At 64.9% G+C, this 17,767-nt stretch carries 14 protein-coding genes; 5 read left to right on the forward strand and 9 right to left on the reverse strand.

The annotated features are described in order from the left end of the window. The 7 genes from G3N97_RS25950 to G3N97_RS40020 all read right to left on the reverse strand — a co-directional run. Positions 1–239: hypothetical protein (locus tag G3N97_RS25950; protein ID WP_205995931.1), on the reverse strand; the 239-nt coding region annotated here is incomplete at its 3' end. Then, a complete protein-coding gene (gene glgX, locus G3N97_RS25955; RefSeq protein ID WP_205995932.1) occupies positions 236–2,416 on the reverse strand; it encodes a glycogen debranching protein GlgX in 2,181 nt (726 codons plus the stop codon). The genes G3N97_RS25950 and glgX, both read right to left, overlap by 4 nt. Positions 2,417–2,678: 262 nt before the next feature. Then, positions 2,679–2,999: an antibiotic biosynthesis monooxygenase gene (locus tag G3N97_RS25960; RefSeq protein ID WP_205995933.1), complete on the reverse strand. Its 321-nt coding sequence runs from the start codon at positions 2,997–2,999 to the stop codon at positions 2,679–2,681. A 354-nt stretch (positions 3,000–3,353) separates the two neighbouring features. After that, positions 3,354–4,670, reverse strand: a complete 1,317-nt coding sequence (locus G3N97_RS25965) for a cytochrome c (protein ID WP_205995934.1) — start codon at positions 4,668–4,670, stop codon at positions 3,354–3,356. 13 nt (positions 4,671–4,683) lie between these two features. Further along, a complete protein-coding gene (locus tag G3N97_RS25970) occupies positions 4,684–6,462 on the reverse strand; it encodes a GMC family oxidoreductase (protein WP_205995935.1) in 1,779 nt (592 codons plus the stop codon). 6 nt (positions 6,463–6,468) lie between these two features. After that, positions 6,469–7,200, reverse strand: a complete 732-nt coding sequence (locus G3N97_RS25975) for a gluconate 2-dehydrogenase subunit 3 family protein (protein ID WP_205995936.1) — start codon at positions 7,198–7,200, stop codon at positions 6,469–6,471. 231 nt (positions 7,201–7,431) lie between these two features. After that, complete coding sequence (locus tag G3N97_RS40020) at positions 7,432–8,967, reverse strand: methyl-accepting chemotaxis protein (RefSeq protein WP_205995937.1); 1,536 nt, start codon at positions 8,965–8,967, stop codon at positions 7,432–7,434. A 383-nt stretch (positions 8,968–9,350) separates the two neighbouring features. Here G3N97_RS40020 and G3N97_RS25985 point away from each other — a divergent pair, with 383 nt between their 5' ends. The 5 genes from G3N97_RS25985 to G3N97_RS26005 all read left to right on the forward strand — a co-directional run bounded on the left by G3N97_RS25985 (position 9,351) and on the right by G3N97_RS26005 (position 15,203). After that, positions 9,351–9,914: an ester cyclase gene (locus G3N97_RS25985; protein ID WP_205995938.1), complete on the forward strand. Its 564-nt coding sequence runs from the start codon at positions 9,351–9,353 to the stop codon at positions 9,912–9,914. A 508-nt stretch (positions 9,915–10,422) separates the two neighbouring features. After that, on the forward strand, positions 10,423–10,959 hold the full coding sequence (locus G3N97_RS25990) for a spore coat U domain-containing protein (RefSeq protein WP_205995939.1): 537 nt from the start codon (positions 10,423–10,425) through the stop codon (positions 10,957–10,959). Next, positions 10,956–11,747 (forward strand): fimbria/pilus periplasmic chaperone, encoded by a 792-nt coding sequence (locus G3N97_RS25995; RefSeq protein WP_205995940.1) that lies wholly within the window; start codon positions 10,956–10,958, stop codon positions 11,745–11,747. Before G3N97_RS25990 ends, G3N97_RS25995 begins: the two co-directional genes overlap by 4 nt. Before the next feature lie 175 nt (positions 11,748–11,922). Further along, the gene (locus G3N97_RS26000) at positions 11,923–14,247 is read left to right on the forward strand and encodes a fimbria/pilus outer membrane usher protein (RefSeq protein ID WP_205995941.1); all 2,325 of its coding nucleotides are present in this window, start codon (positions 11,923–11,925) and stop codon (positions 14,245–14,247) included. Then, on the forward strand, positions 14,244–15,203 hold the full coding sequence (locus G3N97_RS26005; protein WP_205995942.1) for a spore coat U domain-containing protein: 960 nt from the start codon (positions 14,244–14,246) through the stop codon (positions 15,201–15,203). Before G3N97_RS26000 ends, G3N97_RS26005 begins: the two co-directional genes overlap by 4 nt. Positions 15,204–15,308: 105 nt before the next feature. Here G3N97_RS26005 and G3N97_RS26010 read toward each other — a convergent pair whose 3' ends face one another. Further along, on the reverse strand, positions 15,309–16,133 hold the full coding sequence (locus G3N97_RS26010) for an alpha/beta hydrolase (RefSeq protein ID WP_205995943.1): 825 nt from the start codon (positions 16,131–16,133) through the stop codon (positions 15,309–15,311). 348 nt (positions 16,134–16,481) lie between these two features. Continuing rightward, positions 16,482–17,767: FAD-dependent oxidoreductase (locus tag G3N97_RS26015; protein WP_205995944.1), on the reverse strand; the 1,286-nt coding region annotated here is incomplete at its 5' end.

The raw sequence follows: 17,767 nt of genomic DNA on the forward strand, positions 1-17,767 counted from the left end.
CGCGCCGCCGGTTCGCCGACGAGCCGCGCGAGCGGCGCGCCGATCAGCGCGTCGGCCGTGGTCCCCGCGAGCGCGCCGAAATTGGCGCTGAGCTGCACGATGCGGCCCGCGTCGTCGAGACTCGCCAGATAGCCGTGCGGCTGGATGCTGCCGGGCAGGTGGATCGGCTCGCGCGCGCAGTCGGTTGACGTATTGTTTGACGTGTTGTTTGACGTATTGGTGGTCGGATTCACGCTCATGCGGTCAGGTCCTCTTCGAGCCGCTCGAAGACGCGTTTGGTCGCGCCGCGTGCGTGCAGCGCGAACAGCAGCAGCGAGCGGCCCGTGACCTGATAGACGTCGCCGGCTTCGAATTCCGGCAGCTCGTCGCGCACGGGCATGTTGGTGTCGATGAGGCAGCTCCACTGGTCGTTGCCGGGCACCGAGGGCAGTGTGAAATCGACCACGTCGTGATAGGCGTTGAGCACGATGAGGAGCGTGGCGTCGGAGGCGAGCCGCATGATGCCGCTCGTCTGCGAACGGCCGTCGATCAGCATGCCGAAGCAGCGCATCTGCGCATCGCCCCATTGTTCGTCCGTGAGCGGCACGCCCGCGGGCGAGAGCCATTCGACGTCGGTGACGCCGAGCGCCTCGTTGTGCTCGCCGCTGAGAAAGCGGTTGCGGCGCAAGACCGGCAGCGCGCGGCGCAGCGTGGTGAGCTTGCGCACGAAGTCGGTGAGCGCGCGGCCTTCGTCGCCGATGCCGTCCCAGTCGACCCAGCTGATCGCGTTGTCCTGGCAATACGCGTTGTTGTTGCCCTGCTGCGTGCGCCCGAATTCGTCGCCGGCCAGCAGCATCGGCGTGCCTTGCGAGAGCAGCAGCGTGGCGAGGAAATTGCGTTTCTGGCGCTCGCGCAGCGCGCGGATCTCGGCGTCGTCGGTCGGGCCTTCGGCGCCGCAATTCCACGAGAGATTGTCGCCGTGGCCGTCGCGGTTTTCTTCGCCGTTGGCCTCGTTGTGGCGATCGTTGTACGAGACGAGATCGTGCAGCGTGAAGCCGTCGTGCGCGGTCACGAAGTTGACGCTCGACCACGGACGGCGGCCGCGCCGGTTGAACTTGTCGGCGGAGGCGGCGAGGCGCGTGGCGAGGTCGGCGGCCTTGCCTTCGTCGCCCTTCCACCAGGCGCGCACGGTGTCGCGAAAGCGGTCGTTCCACTCGGCCCAGCCCGGCGGGAAGCCGCCGACCTGATAGCCGCCGGGACCGCAGTCCCACGGCTCGGCGATCAGTTTGACGCTGGCGAGAATCGGGTCCTGGCGGCAGCTGTCGAGAAAGCCGCCGCCTTCGTCGAAGCCATCGGGTTCGCGTCCGAGGATGGTCGCGAGGTCGAAGCGGAAGCCGTCGACGCCCATTTCGAGCACCCAGTAACGCAGGCTGTCCGTGACCATCTGCAGCACGCGCGGATGCGAGAGATTGAGCGTGTTGCCGGTGCCCGTATCGTTGATGTGATAGCGCGGATTGTCGGGCAGCAGGCGATAGTACGAGGCGTTGTCGATGCCGCGAAACGACAGCGTGGGACCGAGCTCGCTGCCTTCGGCCGTGTGGTTGTAGACCACGTCGAGTAGCACTTCGAGCCCCGACTGGTGAAGCCGGTCCACCATGTTCTTGAACTCGTCGATCGAGCCTTGCGCGCCGACCGAATAGCGCGGATCGGGCGCGAAGAAGCCGATCGTGTTGTAGCCCCAGTAGTTCGTGAGGCCGCGTTCGAGCAGATGCGAGTCGTTCACGAAGGTCTGGATCGGCATCAGCTCGAGCGAAGTCACGCCGAGTTCGCGGATGTATTCGAGCACCTTCGGATGCGCGAGGCCCGCGAAGGTGCCGCGTTCGCCCTCGGGCACGTCGGGGTGGCGCATCGTGTAGCCGCGCACGTGCGTTTCGTAGACGATCGCGCGTTCGCGCGGCACGCGCTCGCGCAGCGGATGGTGCCAGCTGAAGGTCTGATCGACGACGCGGCAGCGCGGCACGTAGCGGGCGCTGTCGCGCGTGTCGAAGGACAGGTCGGCGTCGGGGTGATCGAGCGTGTAGCCGAACACGGACGGGTGCCAGTTGAGCGCGCCCACGTGCGCCTTCGCGTAGGGATCGAGCAGCAGCTTGTTCGGATTGAAGCGATGGCCGGCTTGCGGTTCGTACGGGCCGTGCACGCGGTAGCCGTAGATCGCGCCCGGCTGCAGGTCGGGCACGAAGACGTGCCAGACTTCGTCGGTGTATTCGGGCAGCACGATGCGCTCGATTTCGCGCAGGCCCGTCGCGTCGAAAAGGCAGAGTTCGACCTTGGTCGCGTGCGCCGAAAAGAGCGCGAAGTTGACGCCGCGTCCGGTCCAGGTCGCGCCGAGCGGAAACGGCTGGCCCTCGGCGATGGCAGTGGCGGTCTTCTTCTTCATGGGCTCTCGTGGAGGGGCGGCGCTGACGCTTGCCTGGTGGGCGGAGGGCGGTCGGTCGATCAACCGATGAGAAGTGGAAGCAAGGTCCGGGCCAAGGGTGAGCAGGCCGGGGGATGCGCGTGGGCGCGGGATTCTTGCTGGATTGGCGGGGTTGGTGGTGCCCCGCTTTGTGTAAGTTTGGCTGGGTGGGTGTGAAGTTTTTAGCCGGTTTTTGGGGGCGTGTTTTGGTCGCGGGTGGTCGTGCGTGGTCGCGTCTGGCGCGCTATTTCACCGTCTGCACGACTTCAAAACCCTCGAATTCCGGGTGGCTCAGGTAGAGCGGCCGACTCTCACTCGCGTTGCCCGCATTGCGGTGCGCCGCGCGAAAGGCGTCCGAACGCGTCCAGTCTTCAAATGCAGCGTGGTTCGACCAGATCGTGTGGCTCGCGTACAGCGTGTGGTCTTCGCGTTGTGGGCCCTTCAGCAGGTGGAATTCGATGAAGCCCGGGACCGTCTTCAGGTGCGTGTCGCGGTTCTTCCAGACTTCTTCAAATGCGGGTTCCGATCCCAGCGCGACTTTGAAGCGGTTCATGGCGATGTACATGGGCGTCCTCGGCTGCGGTTGGTGGTTGCTTTCTCGCTTTGATTATAGGGATCTTGGCTTGGGGTGGGCGCTGAACTGGGTTTCTTGTCGGTCTGCAAGCGTCGCCCCTGTGCGGGGCGGCACCTACTTTTCTTTGCAGCGGCAAAGAAAAGTAGGCAAAAGAAAGCCGCTCACACCGCTAGTGTGACGCCGTCCGCAAACTGCCGTTTATGGGGAATGGTGTAGGAGCGTCCGGCTTCTCGCACCCTTGTACTGAGTGACAAAGCCGTCATCCATCCGGCGGCGCTGCGCGCGCCGTGAGGAACACCGGCAAACCCTTGGTTTGCCGGTGTTTACTGCTTTTTTACCGCCTTTTTACCGCTTCGCTTCCAGGCCCATCTGCGCCCGTACGCGCTTCACATCATCCGCGCTCACCGCGCTTGCATGGTTGCCCCACGCCGATCGCACGAAGGTCGCCAGTTGCGCGACTTCGTCGTCGTCGTAGCGCCATGCGAACGGCGGCATCGCCAGCGGCGCCGGCGCCGATGCGGTCGACGGCAGGCGCGAGCCCGCCAGAATCACCGCGATCAGCGAGTCCGGATGCTCGGCCAGTACCGACGGGTTGTTCGCCAGCGACGGGAACACGCGCGCCGCGCCTTCACCGTTCTGGCGGTGGCAGGCCGCGCAGCTGTCGATGTAGATGCGCGAGCCCACGTCGTTCGCGTGGCCCGTCATGATTGCCGTGAGCGTCGCGTCGTCGGCCTTGTAGGCGGGCGCGGCTGCGTCGGTCGAGGCCGGCGTCAGGCTCTTCAGGTACACCGCGATCGCGTGCAGGTCGGCATCGGTCAGATGCTGCGTGCTGTGCTCGACCACTTCGCCCATCGGACCCGTCACGGCCGAGTGCGCGTTGCGGCCCGTCTTCAGCAGCGCCACGATGTCCTCTTCCTTCCAGTCGCCGAGGCCCACGCCCTTGTCGCCGCGCAGATTGACCGGCGCGCTGCCGTCGATCTTCGCGCCGCTCAGGTAGCGCGCGCTCAGGCCGCTCAGGTCGACTTCCTGGAAGCCCACGCCGCGCGGCGTGTGGCAGGTGCCGCAGTGCGCGAGGCCTTGCACGAGGTACGCGCCGCGGTTCCATTCGACGCTGTGCGCGTCGTCGGACTTGAAGCGCGCGTCGTCGTGGAAGACGCGGTTCCAGTACGCCAGCGGCCAGCGCGTGTTCAGCGGCCACGGAATGTCCGAGGGCGTGTTCGGCTGCGGCGAGGCGGCGACCTGGTTCGTGAAGTACGCGTACAGGTCCTTCAGGTCGGCGTCGCTGACCTTCGCATACGACGTGTAGGGCATCGCCGGATACAGATGGCGGCCCTTCGGCGTCACGCCTTCGCGCATCGCCAGCACGAAGTCGTCGAAGCTCCAGTCGCCGATGCCGTGCGCCTTATCGGGCGTGATGTTGGTCGAATACACGGCGCCCAGCGGCGTCGCGAGCGGCACGCCGCCCGCGAACGGCGCGCCGCCCTTGGCGGTGTGGCAGGCCATGCAGTCGCCCGCGCGCGCGAGGTATTCGCCGCGTGCGGCGTTGCCCGGCGCGGCGAGCGCCTGCGGGTCGATGGTCACGGCGGGCTTCGAGCGGCTGCCGGCCCACAGGCCGCCCACCACCACCACGACCGCGACGAGTGCTACAGAAAGTTTGCGCATGTCGTGTGGCTCCTCAAACCTGGACCATCGGGCCGGGGTTCTTCAAATAACGTTCGCGGATATTCGCCGCGGCCCAGTACGCCAGACCGCCGACGAGGCCGGTCGGGTTGTAGCCGATGCCGTGCGCGAACACGCTCGCGCCCAGCACGAACACGTTCGAGACGTCCCAGCTTTGCAGGTACTTGTTGACCACCGAGGTCTTCGGATCGGCGCCCATCGACGTGCCGCCGTTCACGTGCGTGCTCTGGTACGCGCGCGTGTCCCAGTGCGCGCCCGGCTTCAGAATGCGGCCCGAGATGCTCTTCGGGTTCATCTGTTTGCCGATCTCCATCATCTTGCCGGCCACGTATTCCGAGGCGCGCAGATCGTTGTCCTGCCAGTCGAGCGTGATGCGCAGCAGCGGCTCGCCGTAGGCGTCCTTGTAGGTCGGATCGAGGTCGGCGAAGCAGCCGCGATACGCCATGTTGCTGATCTGCGATTCGATGCGGCCCGTGTGCAGGAAATTGTCCGCCACGGCCTGCTTCCACTCGCCGCCCCACTTGGGCGTGCCCTTGGGCAGCGGAATACCGCGCACCGGACCGTTACCGGTCTGGCGACCCCAGATGATGCCGCCGCCGATGAAGCCGAGCTTGCTGTGATCGAAGTTGTCCGCGTTGAACTCTTCGATCGCCTGACCGCCGCCGCCCGCGCCCATGAACTGGTTGATGTAGACGTCCTTGTCCCAGAACATGTTGACGCTGTTGAGCACCTGGTAGCAGAAGTTGCGGCCCACGGTGCCTTCGCCGGTATCGACGTTGTACGGCGTGCCGATCTTCGACGACAGCATCAGACGGATGTTGTGCAACTGGAACGCGCCCAGCACGACCATGTTGGCGGGCTGGAAGACTTCGTTGCCCTGAGCGTCGATATAGGTGACGCCGGTGGCCTGCTTGCCGTCCTTGTCGAGTTCGACGCGCAGCACGTGCGAATTCACGCGCAGTTCGAAATTGGGCTTGCGCAGCAGCGCCGGAATGATGGCGGTTTGCGGCGAGGCCTTCGAGTAGTTCAGGCAGCCGTAGTCGCTGCAGAAGCCGCAGAAGTTGCACGGGCCTAGCTGGCAGCCGTACTCGTTCGTGTACGCGCCCGAGGCGTTGCCGGCGGGCAGCGCGAACGGCTTGTAGCCGAGCTCGCGCGCGGCCTTGGCGAACAGACGTCCGGTCGGGTGATCGGGCAGCGGCGGCAGCGGGAATTCACGCGAGCGATACGCTTCGAACGGATTGCCGCCTTCCTGCGGCTTGCCCTTGATGTTGCCCGCGCGGCCCGAGGTGCCGCACACATATTCCCAGCGATCGAAATGCGGTTCGAGTTCGTCGTAGGTCACGCCCCAGTCCTGCAGCTGCATGCCTTCGGGGATGAACTTCTCGCCGTAGCGTTCCTTCACGCGGCTGTAGAGACGCAGCTCTTCCGGCGTCACGCGCGACTGCACGCCCGACCAGTGCGTGCCCGCGCCGCCGACGCCTTCGCCCGGTTTGAACGAGCCGATCTGACGATAGGGCAGGGCCGTGTCGTTCTTCGTGTGACGCGTGGTGACGGTCGTCTTCGAGAGATTCTGCAGCAGCGCGTTGCGCGCGGAATACTTGATCTCGTCGACGATCTGCGGATAGGCGAAATTCGGAATCGTGTCGCGGCCGTCGCCGCGTTCGAGCGCGACCACATCGAGGCCCGCGCTGCACAATTCCATCGCCATGATCGAGCCGGTCCAGCCGAAGCCGACGATCACGGCATCAACGGCCTTCTTTTTCACTGTTGCCATATTCTTTTAACCTCGCTTTCCGTACTGGCTGACCGGGCCATACGGATAGGGTTTCGATTCGCTGACCCACTCGACGTAATCCGCGCGCGCGCCCGGATAGCCGATCATCTTCCACGCGCCCATGTCCTTGTTGCCGCCGTACATCGGGTCGCCGAAGAAGCCTTCCATGGTGTTCTTGAGCAGGAAGCCGCTGAAGAAGGACTTGACGTTGAAGTCGTCCTGGATCTTGCCGCCTTCGACATCCTTCAGGAATGCGATCTGTTTTTCCTTGTCGAGCTGCGCGAAGGTCTTGCCGCCGAAATGCGCCTTGCAATAAGCATCGATCGCGCGGATGCCGAGGCGATACTGTTCCTTCGGCGTGAGCTTCGACTGATAGCCGAACTCGGGCGCGCCCTTCTGGAAGGGGCCTTGCATATACCAGCGCGAAGCGTCGCCGTAACCGGTTTGCAGTTGACGGTCGATGTATTGCGGCACGCCCAGTTCGACGGCGCCGGGGCCGACGTGATCCTTCGGGATCAGGCAGTCGCACGCGGCGTTCACGAAGGCCCATTCGTCGGGCGTGAAATAGCCGGGCTGATAGTTTTCCTGGGCGGGGGTGTCGGGCGGCGGCGCGGAGCGCTTGATGTCGTCCGCGGTGGGACGCAGCACGGCGGAGGCCGTGCCGACGGCGGCGACGGGTACGATCGCAATCGATCCTTTGAGGAACGAGCGGCGGCCCGCCTTGTCAGGCGATGTCATGATAGGGGGACTCCAGCGAGTGGCGTGGGGTGCGTGCAGTCGGCGGCGTGGCGGTGCAGCGCTGCGCAGGCCGCGATGACGCGCGTGTGTTGCTAGTGGGTGCTGCCTGGGTGCTGCGGGTGATGCCTGGATGTTGCCTGGTTAAAACGAAGCTGATGCGTGGCGTTCAATACAGCCGATCCGGCGTGGCGCGTTTTCCAGCCTGCCGGAAACGCGCCACGCCAGTCCGCATCAAGCGACGCGGAAGACCTGCACGGTGCTGCTGAGCTTGCTCGACTGCGTGTCGAGCGCCTGCGCGGCGGCCGTCACCTGTTCGACGAGCGCGGCGTTCTGCTGCGTGACTTCGTCCATCTGCGTGACGGCGGTGTCGACCTGCTCGATGCCGCTTTGCTGCTGCTCCGAAGCCGAAGCGATTTCGTTCATGATCGCGGTGACGCGCTCGACCGCCGTATGCAGTTCGGACATCGTCGCGCCCGCCGACGACACGAGATTCGTGCCGTGCGAAACGGTCTCGACCGAGTTGGCGATCAGATCCTTGATCTCCTTCGCCGCCGCTGCCGAACGTTGCGCGAGCGAGCGCACTTCGCTTGCGACCACGGCGAAGCCGCGGCCCTGCTCGCCGGCGCGCGCCGCTTCCACGGCCGCGTTGAGCGCGAGAATATTGGTCTGGAACGCGATGCCTTCGATCATCGCCGTGATGTCGGAGATCTTGCGCGAGCTGCCTTCGATCTCGTCCATCGTGTTCACGACCTGCTGCACGACTTCGGTGCCGCGCGCCGCGACGCTGGCGGCGGTCTGCGCGAGGTCGCTGCCGGTGCGCGCGTTGTCGGTGTTCTGCTTCACCGCCGAGGTCAGCTCGTTCATGCTGGCGGCCGTTTCCTGCAGCGACGCGGCCTGTTCTTCCGTGCGCGCGGACAGATCGATCATGCCCGCCGCGATCTGGCGCGTGGCCACCGACACCGACTCGCTGCCCGAGCGCACCGCGCCCGTCACGCCGCCGAGTTCCTTGCGGGTCTTTTCGATGCTTTCCAGCAGCGTGCCCATTTCGTCGTTGCGATTGGCGCGCACGGTCTGGCTCAGATTGCCGCCCGAAATCTGCTGGAGGCTGTCGAGCGCATAGTTCAGCGGCGTCATGATCGCGCGGCTCAGCATGATCCAGCCGAGGCCGGCGGCCACGAGACCGAGCACCACCATCACGGCGCTGATCGTCGAGAACATGTAGAAGTTCGACTCAGCCTGCTCGTAGCGCGTCTTCGCGTTCTCGTAGAGGTGCTTCTTGACCTCGTTGTTCGCGGCGCTCATCGCGCTGTAGAGATCGGAGAGCTGCGTCATCGCGATGTTGTCGGCCGTCGTCTTGTCGCCCGATTGCAGCGCCTTCGTGAAGGCCGAGACGGCGTCGCGCATGTTAGTGCGGCGCTCGGTGGTCTTCGCGATCAGCGGCAGTTCGTCCGGCTCGTGCGGCATCTGCTGGAACTTGCCCCACCACTCGTCGGAGTTCTTGAAGAAGCCCGCGGCGCGCTGCAGCTGGTCGGGGACCGTGGGCGCTTCCGGATGCAGCGCCACGCGGTCGAGCACGAGACGCGTGCGCGCGATGTAGATCTCCGCGTTGTCGATCGCCGTGGATTCGGCGAGCTTGTTGCGATAGGTATCGCGGTTCGCGCTGTTCGCCTTTTCCGTGCTGATGAAGCCCAGTACGCCGGAAACGGTGAGCAGGGCGGCGAGAAGTGCGAAGGTGAGCGCAATCCGCGCTCTGATCGTAAGTGTCATGCGTCTGTACCGATTTGACCAGGGAGGACGTGGCGCGGCGAGCAGCATCTACGGCGGCTGATCTGACGCGGGCGTCTCCTCCTTATCGACATTCGTCTGACCATATTTAGGGCAAAGCTAAAATATTTTTAAGGAACTACTGAAATTCCTTTGAAATCAGACCGTAAGGAAAAGGGCCGAAAGCGGGGACGCACGCCAGGCAAGGGTTCGCGAGGACGCAAACGTTAGCGAACGATCGTGCGGAACTTGCCCAGCCTTTCGTTATCTTTCTGAATTTCTTGAAAATCCTTCCATCGACGGACTCATTATCAAAGGCTGCGGCGGTACGCAGAATGACGTCACTGCAACGCGAGACGCACCTCGCCCACGACCTGGAGCCCATCATGACGACGTCTAACTGCTTGTCCGCCGCCGCTATCGCAGCCGTCTTCGCCGCTTCGCTCGGCGTCGCCGCACCCGCGCTTGCTGCGAGTGCCGCGAGCGGCGAGCTTGCGCAGCCGCGCGAACTGATCGTCGACGGCAGCCTGCCCGCGCAGCAGCGCGAGCAGCAGATTCACGCCGCGCGCCTCTACGACACGTTCTGGAGCACCGGCGACGAAGCACAGGCGCGCGCCGCGCTCGCGCCGGATTTCATCGACCGCACGTTGCCCGCGGGACGTCCGCAAGGCGTGGCGGGTCCGCTCGCGGCGTCGAAGGTGTTTCATACCGCAGTGCCCGACGTGCACGCCGACATCGAGCAGATGGTGGTGGCCGGCGACCGCGTGGTGACGCACCTGCATTTCACGGGGCACTTCACCGGTACGTTCAACGGCGTGCAAGGCAAGGGCCAGCCGGTCGATTTCATCGCGACGGATATCTACCGCATTCGCGACGGCAAGATCACCGATAACTGGCATATCGAAGACAACCTCACTTTCCTGCAGCAAGTGGGCGCATTGGCAAAGTGATGGCGCGCAAAGTGATAGTGCAAAGCGATGCTGAATGAGCGCTGAATCGGCGCAAATGTAAATACTCACTGAGCACGAAATCCGGCTTTATCTAAAACGCAATGAGATTTAAATCGCATTGCGTTTTTTGTGATCGAATGCGCCGGTTTCGTCTTTAAAGAATTGTGCCGAATAAGCGCTTTAAGCGCGCAATATGCGTTCCCGAAAATATCCGTAATAGCCCTTGCTGCATGGAACATCCTGAAAGCGGCGTGGTGCCGTGCGCGCCTCGATAACGCATCGGTTGCGCATAATGTCGCGCGTAAGTTCTACTGATATCGATTAAAGAAGCATTAAGTCAGGCAGGTCTTACTGAGCTTATCTGCATCGCATGCGCAAACTGTAACAAAATGTAATTCCGTTAAAGGTAAAGTGACGTTCTTCGTATAAATTGCTTATCGAATCCGTTTTTCTTCCCCGTTTTCCGATGTGATTCGCTCACGCGGATTGGCATGCAGGAGCAAGGTCGATGAAACGCAAAAATCTCACTTCCGTCGCGCTCGGCTTGGCGCTTGCAGGCTTGCCCGTGGTGCCTTTCGTGCCGCTGGCCGACGCCGCCGTGTATTCCAACGGCACCGCCACGGCGACCTTCAACGTCACGCTCACGCTGCAAGCGAACTGCGCGATCGCTGCCAATCCGCTGGCCTTCGGCACGAACGGCGTGCTGGCCACGGCCATCAACCAGCAGACCACGCTGAGCGTCACCTGCACGAACACGACGCCGTATAACGTGGGCCTCGACGGCGGCAACGTCACCGGGTCCACGGTCGCGAGCCGTCTGATGGCGGGCACGGCCACCGGCAACACCACGACCACCGTCGGCTTCCAGCTCTATCAGGACGCGGGGCGCACGACGATCTGGGGCAATACGCAGGGCACCAACACGGTGGCCGGCACGGGCACCGGCTCCGCGCAGACGCTCACGGTGTACGGCCAGGTGCCGGCGCAATCCACGCCGAAACCGGACACCTACCAGACCACGGTCACCGCGACGGTCTACTTTTGAGCGCGCGCCGGGCGGGTTGTGCCGCGTTCGCGGCGGCGTGGCTGTGGGCGTTCGCAGGCGGCGCATTCGCGGCCACGCTGCAGATCTCGCCGGTGACGATCGAGTTCTCCGCGAGCGAGAACGCTACCGGGCTCACGCTGCGCAATCCCGGCGATACGCCGCTCTACGGTCAGGTGCGCGTGTTCCACTGGGCGCAGGCCGACGGCGACGACGTGCTCACGCCCACCGCCGACGTCATCGCGAGTCCGCCGCTCATCGAGATCGCGCCGCATGGCGATCAACTCGTGCGGCTCGTGCGCGTGAATGCGGCAGGCACGGCGAATGTGGCGAACGCCGCCAGTGGCGCGAGCGCGCCCGCATCGGCGGATAACGCGAACGCCGAACTGAGCTACCGCCTGCTGATCGACGAATTGCCCGCGCCGGGCACCGCGAACGCGGACGGCGTGACGATCCGCCTGCGCTACTCGGTGCCCGTGTTCGTCGAGCCGCGCGGCGGCATGGCGCCGCCTTTGTTGACGTGGCGGCTCGTGCACGGCGCGCACGGTTATGCGCTGCGCGCCGACAACGCGGGTCAGCGGCGCGCGCAGATTTCGGCGGTGCAGCTTTTCGACGACTCCGGTCATAGCTGGGACGTGACGCACGGGCTGCTCGGCTATGCGCTCGGGCATCAGGGCCGGCAGTGGAATGTGCCGGTGCCGCCCGACGCGAAGATCGGCCGCATGAAGGTGCGCGCCACGGTCAACACGCAGCCGGTGGAAGACGCGGTGGCGATCGAGCAGGGTGGATGAGCGCGTTTCGCGCAATCAGGGCAGGGAACGGCTGCGCGCCGCTCGGGAGGCGCGCGCGGGCCGCAGTGAAGGAGGAGGCCGTATGTCGCCGCAAGGCGCGGGCCGGAAGACATGAAACGAACGACGCAGAATGAAACGAATTCGAGGCGCGTCCCGTCATCGCCGGGCGAGGCGCATGGCGGTCGTGGCGGCCGCCGTGGCGTTCGCTTTCGTCAGCGCCGCTGCGCATGCGCAGGGGCAGTTGATCAACGCGGGCGCGCAGGACTCGCGTGACCTTTATCTCGAAGTCGATGTGAACGGCCAGCGCACGACCCAGATCGTTCATTTCCGGCAACTGGGCGGGCATCTGTTCGCGAGCGGCCAGGACCTGGACGCCGTGGGCGTGGACACGGCGCAACTGCATATCGCGCCCGATGCGAACGTCGATCTCGACTCGCTGCCGGGCCTGCGTTATCGCTACGATCCCACGCGCCAGAGCCTCGATCTGCAGATTCCGAACGCCATCCGCAAGCCCTTCCAGTTCGACACGCGCGAAGTCGCGGCCACGCCGAACGCGACGTCCGCGCGCGGCCTCGTGTTCAACTACGACGCCTTCGCGCAGACCGGCTCGGCCAACGAATTCGCGCTCTGGAGCGAGGAGCGCTACTTCGATCCGCGCGGCGTGTTCAGCAACACGGGCGTGGCGTACTTCTATCGCGACCGCGACGAGTACGTGCGCTACGACACCTCGTGGAGCATGTCGAATCCCGCGAACCTGAGCACCACGCAGTTCGGCGACACGATCACGTCCTCGCTCGCGTGGACGCGCGCGATCCGCATCGCCGGTTTCCAGTGGCGCAGCAACTTCGCGCTGCGCCCCGACCTCGTGACGTTTCCCGTGCCCGCGTTGCCGGGCAGCGCCGTGGTGCCGACCTCGGTCGATCTGTACATCAACAGCGTGCGCCAGTATTCGGGCACGGTGCCGAGCGGGCCGTTCATCATCAACGATGTGCCGGGCATCACGGGCGCGGGTCAGGCGACGGTCATCACGCACGATGCGCTCGGCCGCACGATTTCGGCCTCGGTGCCGCTCTACGTGGATACGCGGCTGATGGCGACGGGCCTGTCGAGCTATTCGTTCGAAGCGGGCTTTTTGCGCCGCAATTACGGTCTCGATTCGTTCGACTACGATTCGCGGCCCGCCGTGAGCGCGTCGTGGCGTTATGGTGTGAACGATCACCTCACGCTCGAAGCGCACGGCGAAACCACGCCGGGTCTCTTCAACGCGGGCGGCGGCGCGCTGTTCGGACTCGGCACGGCGGGCGTGCTCAACGGGTCGGTGTCGGGCAGCGTGGGCAAGCTCTCGGGCACGCAGTTGAGCATCGGCTATCAGTTCGTGTCGCCGCGTTTTTCGATCGACGCGCAATCGATTCGCGCGTTCGGCAATTACGGCGATCTGGCCGCGCGCGACGGCACGCCCATTCCGACCACGACCGACCGCGTGACGCTCGCGATTCCCTTCCTGCGCAACCAGACGTTTTCGGTGAGCTATATCGGCTACAAGATCCCCTCGGCGCCGGTTTCGCAGATCGGCTCGGTGTCGTGGACGTTCAACTTCGGCAATCTGGTGTCGCTGAACCTGAGCGCGTACCAGGATTTTCGCCAGCGCGATTCGCGCGGCGTGCTGCTCTCGGCGAGCATCGGACTCGGCCACAACACGTCGATCAACGCGACTGTCGGCCGCCAGGACGGCGCGTCCACCTGGAACGTCAACGCGCTGCAGCCGCCCGATTACAGCGGCGGCTGGGGTTGGGGCGTGCAGAACGGCGGCACGGGCTCGACGCAGTTCCGCCAGGGCCAGCTGCAATATCTCGGCCGCTACGGCGAAGCGACGGCCGCCGTGCAGCAGGTGGGCAGCCAGACCATCGGCTCGCTCGATCTGACCGGCTCGCTCGTGCTGATGGACGGCACGGTCGAACCCGCGCGCCGTATCGACGACGGCTTCGCGCTCGTGTCGACCGATGGCGTCGCGGGCATTCCCGTGCTGCACGAGAATCGCGTGATCGGCTTGACGGACGGCGGCGGCCATCTGCTGATTCCCGATCTCAACGCGTATCAGCACAACCAGCTCGCCATCGACACGATGAATCTGCCCGCCGACGCGCGCATCGCCGATACGTCGAAAGACATCGTGCCGCAAGCGCAATCGGGCGTGCTCGCGCATTTCGCGGTGACGCGTTATCGCGCGGCGTCGATCATCGTTCACGACGCGGACGGCAAGCCCTTGCCCGCGGGCGCGCGCGTGCATCACGTGGAAAGCGGCCACGACACCATCGTGGGTTACGACGGCATCACCTTCGTCGACGGACTCTCATCGGACAACCATCTGCAGATTCAAAGCGGCGACAAGCATTGCGAAGTCGCGTTTGCGTGGCAGGCCGGCAAGGGCGAGACGCTGCAAACCATCGGGCCGCTGGTGTGTCCGCTGTCGAGCGCCGGTGGCGCGGGAACGGCGCCATGAGACGCGTATTGATGATGCTCGTGCTGTGCCTGACGCTCGGCTTCGCGGCGCGCGGCGCTCACGCGGAAGCGTGCACGGCGACGGCCACGCCGGTGTCGTTCGGCAACGTGAGCCCGATCGCGGGCACGGCGTTCACCACCACGAGCACGATCAGCGTGACCTGCACGTGGTCCGCGATCACGCTCACGCCCGATGTGCTCGTGTGCCTCAATCTCGGCGGAACGAGTCCGCGTGCGCTCACGAACGGCTCGAATTCGATGAACTACGATCTCTATCGCGATGCCGGCCATACGCAGACCTGGGGATCGATTTATTCGAACGGCACGCCGATCTCGCTCACGATGAGCAAGCCGAGCGGGACGTCGCTGAGCACGACCGTCACCGTGTATGGACAGATCGCATCGGCGCAACCGACGGTGCCGACCGTGAACAATGCGAGCACGGTCTATACGCAGGGTTTCGGCGGCAATACCACGTCGATCAATTACGGCTTCTATACGTTGATCGCGCCGACCTGCGCCACGCTGACCGCGACGCAAGGCACGTTTCCGTTTTCGTCGACGGCCACGGTCATCAATAACTGCAACATCAGCGCGACGAATGTGGCGTTCGGATCAGCGGGCGTGCTCAGCTCGGCCTTGCACGCGAACGGCTCGATCACGGCGCAATGCACGAATGGCGATGCGTTCAAGATCGCGTTGAACAGCGGCGCGAGCGGCAATGTCGCGGCGCGCACGATGGCGCGATCCGGAGGCGGCGGATCGGTGAATTATCAGCTCTATCTGGATTCCGGATATAGCAGCGCGTGGGGCGACGGCACAGGCAGCACCGCGACCGCGGCAGGAACAGGAAGCGGCACGCAGCAGGTGTTCACGGTGTATGGACTCGTGCCTTCGCAGACCACGCCCGCGCCGGGCAGTTATAGCGACACGATTACGGCGACGATCTATTTCTGAGCGCATCAGACGCTTGTTCGCGAACGTTCAGCGCGAAGTCGCCATGCTGCCGCGCGTGGTCGCGACGCCACCGATGTGTCGTCCCGGCCACGCGCCGAACACGCGTTATCCGCGATTCAAAAACGCCAGCAGATCCGCGTTGACCTTGTCGGCTTCCGTCGTGCACATGCCGTGCGGTGCGCCCGGATAGATCTTGAGCGTGGCGTCCTTGACGATCTTCGCCGAGAGCTTGCCCGCGTCGTCGATCGGCACGATCTGGTCGTCGTCGCCGTGCAGGATCAGCGTGGGCACGTCGAACTTCTTCAGATCCTCGGTGTAATCGACTTCCGAGAATTCGTGCACGCATTCGTAGAGCGCGAGGATGCCGCCCCACATGCCTTGCTGCCAGAACGAATCGATCGTGCCCTGCGAGACTTTCGCGCCTTCGCGATTGAAGCCGTAGAACGGCAGCGCGAGATCTTGGAAGAATTGCGAGCGATTGTCCAAGACGCCCTTGCGGATGTTGTCGAACACTTCCTTCGGCAGGCCGCCGGGATTCTTGTCGCTCTTGATCATGATGGGCGGCACCGCGCCGATCAGCACCGCGCCCGCCACGCGCTTCGTGCCGTGACGGCCGATGTAATGCGCGACTTCGCCGCCGCCCGTCGAATGGCCGACGAGCGTGGCGTCTTTCACGTCGAGCTTGTCGAGCAACTCGGCGAGATCGTCGGCCCAGGTGTCCATGTCGTTGCCCTTGGCGGGCTGATCCGAACGGCCGTGGCCGCGCCGATCGTGAGCGATGGTGCGAAAGCCTTTCTGCACGAGAAAGAGCATCTGCGCGTCCCACGCATCGGCGGACAACGGCCAGCCGTGCGAGAAGACGACCGGGCGTCCGCTGCCCCAGTCCTTGTAGAAAATCGACGTGCCATCGCGAGTGGTGAACGTGCTCATCTGCAACTCTCCTGGTTCAAGCGGGGAAGAAAAACAGCGAGGAAGTCACGCCCTGGCCGCGAGGTCTGGCGCGCCGCGTGGCGGCGTGGCGAAGACGGCGAGCGGTGGCGGAACTCTGCGTGATCAGACGGATGCTTACGTGCGCGGCAGACTGGCCCGGACACGCGCACGAGTATAGAGAGGATGCGAAAGCGATGGCGCCATCGTGCGCATTTCGCGTCCGCGAGCTGTGCATGTGCACATTTGCGAAACAAACGCGCGAGGCGTTTCAGTTCGCGTGATGGAAATGTCGGACGTGTGACGGAATCGAAGACTTTAAACGCGGTGCCGAATGTTCACACCGAATCTTCACACCGAAGGCTGCGGAGGCTGCGGATAGCCGTGCGCGGAAAGCCAGTGGCGCACCATGCGCGCCTGCTCGGCATCGAGCGATTTGAGCACCTGTTCGGCCGGCTGCTTGCGCAAGGCTTCGACGATGGGCGCGAGCGGCACGCCTTGCAGATGCCAGACGCCGAGCGGCTGATCCGGCGTGACGACCACCTCGGCCTCGGCGATCAGATCGCCGTCGATCACGGGCGCGCGTTCGATCACGAGCTGGCTAAAATCGGCGCTCGATTGCGAAGGTTCGTCGTCGGGCCAGAAGCGGCGCGTTTCCCAGAACGGACGCAAGGCCCAGCGCAGTTCGAGCGCGTAGACGTCGCGTCCGGCGCGCGCGAATCGCGTGAACAACTGCTCGATACGCTGCTGATGAAAGCGCAGCGCAAGTGGCGCACGTTCGGGGCAGCACAGCAGCGTGTGGATCACGGCGGGCGCCTGCAAAGCCGTGGAGAGCGACTGGAAGATGCCGTTGCCCGCGAGCGGATCGACGGCCATGGCCGCGTCGCCGACGCGCAGCCAGTTGCTCGCGGCCGTGCGTCCGCAGAGCGTGGCCGTGCTGCTGCGCGCGTAGAGTCGCGCGTCGGTGTCGGTGTCGCCCGCGAAGAAGTCGCTGGCGAGCGGCGCGTGGCGCATGCGCGCGCAAAACGCGAGCAGCTCGTCGCGTTGCGGTAGTTCCGCGCTCGCCACGTCGAGCGTCATCTGCCAGTAACAGCGGCCGTCGGGCAGGCGCGCCATCCACGCCCAGCCGTCCTGCAGGCTTTCGACCGCGCAAGCCGCGCGACCGGGCTGGCCGTCCCAGCTATTGAGCAGACTGAGCGTTTGCGGGCCGCGCGTGGCGTCGCGCATGAGCGGCGCGAGCCGCCCGCGCGCTTCGACGAGAAAATCGGCGCGCAGCGAAAGCGGACCGTCGGCGGTATCGATCATCAGATCGTGTCCGCTCGACGACGACTGCAGCGTCCGCACATTCGCTTCGATCACGTCGACGCCCACGCTGCGCAGGTCGTCGCGCAGCGCTTGATCGAACGCGCGGCGCTCGACGAGAAACTCCGCGTTAAGCGTTTGCAGGGCACCGTTCCAGAGCGTCGTACGCGCGCAGGGTCCGATCGCGCTACTGGCGGCGCGATGCAGATTCGCATGACGCAAGCCTTCGATGACGCGCGCGGACAGCGACTCGACCGCGTCGAAGCGGCGCCAGTCGCTGACCACCTGCACCGCATAGCCGAGCGCGGCGAGCGCGCGCGCGACGGCGGCGCCCG

Source organism: Paraburkholderia sp. Ac-20347, assembly GCF_017104805.1.
Taxonomy (GTDB): Bacteria; Pseudomonadota; Gammaproteobacteria; order Burkholderiales; family Burkholderiaceae; genus Paraburkholderia; species Paraburkholderia tropica.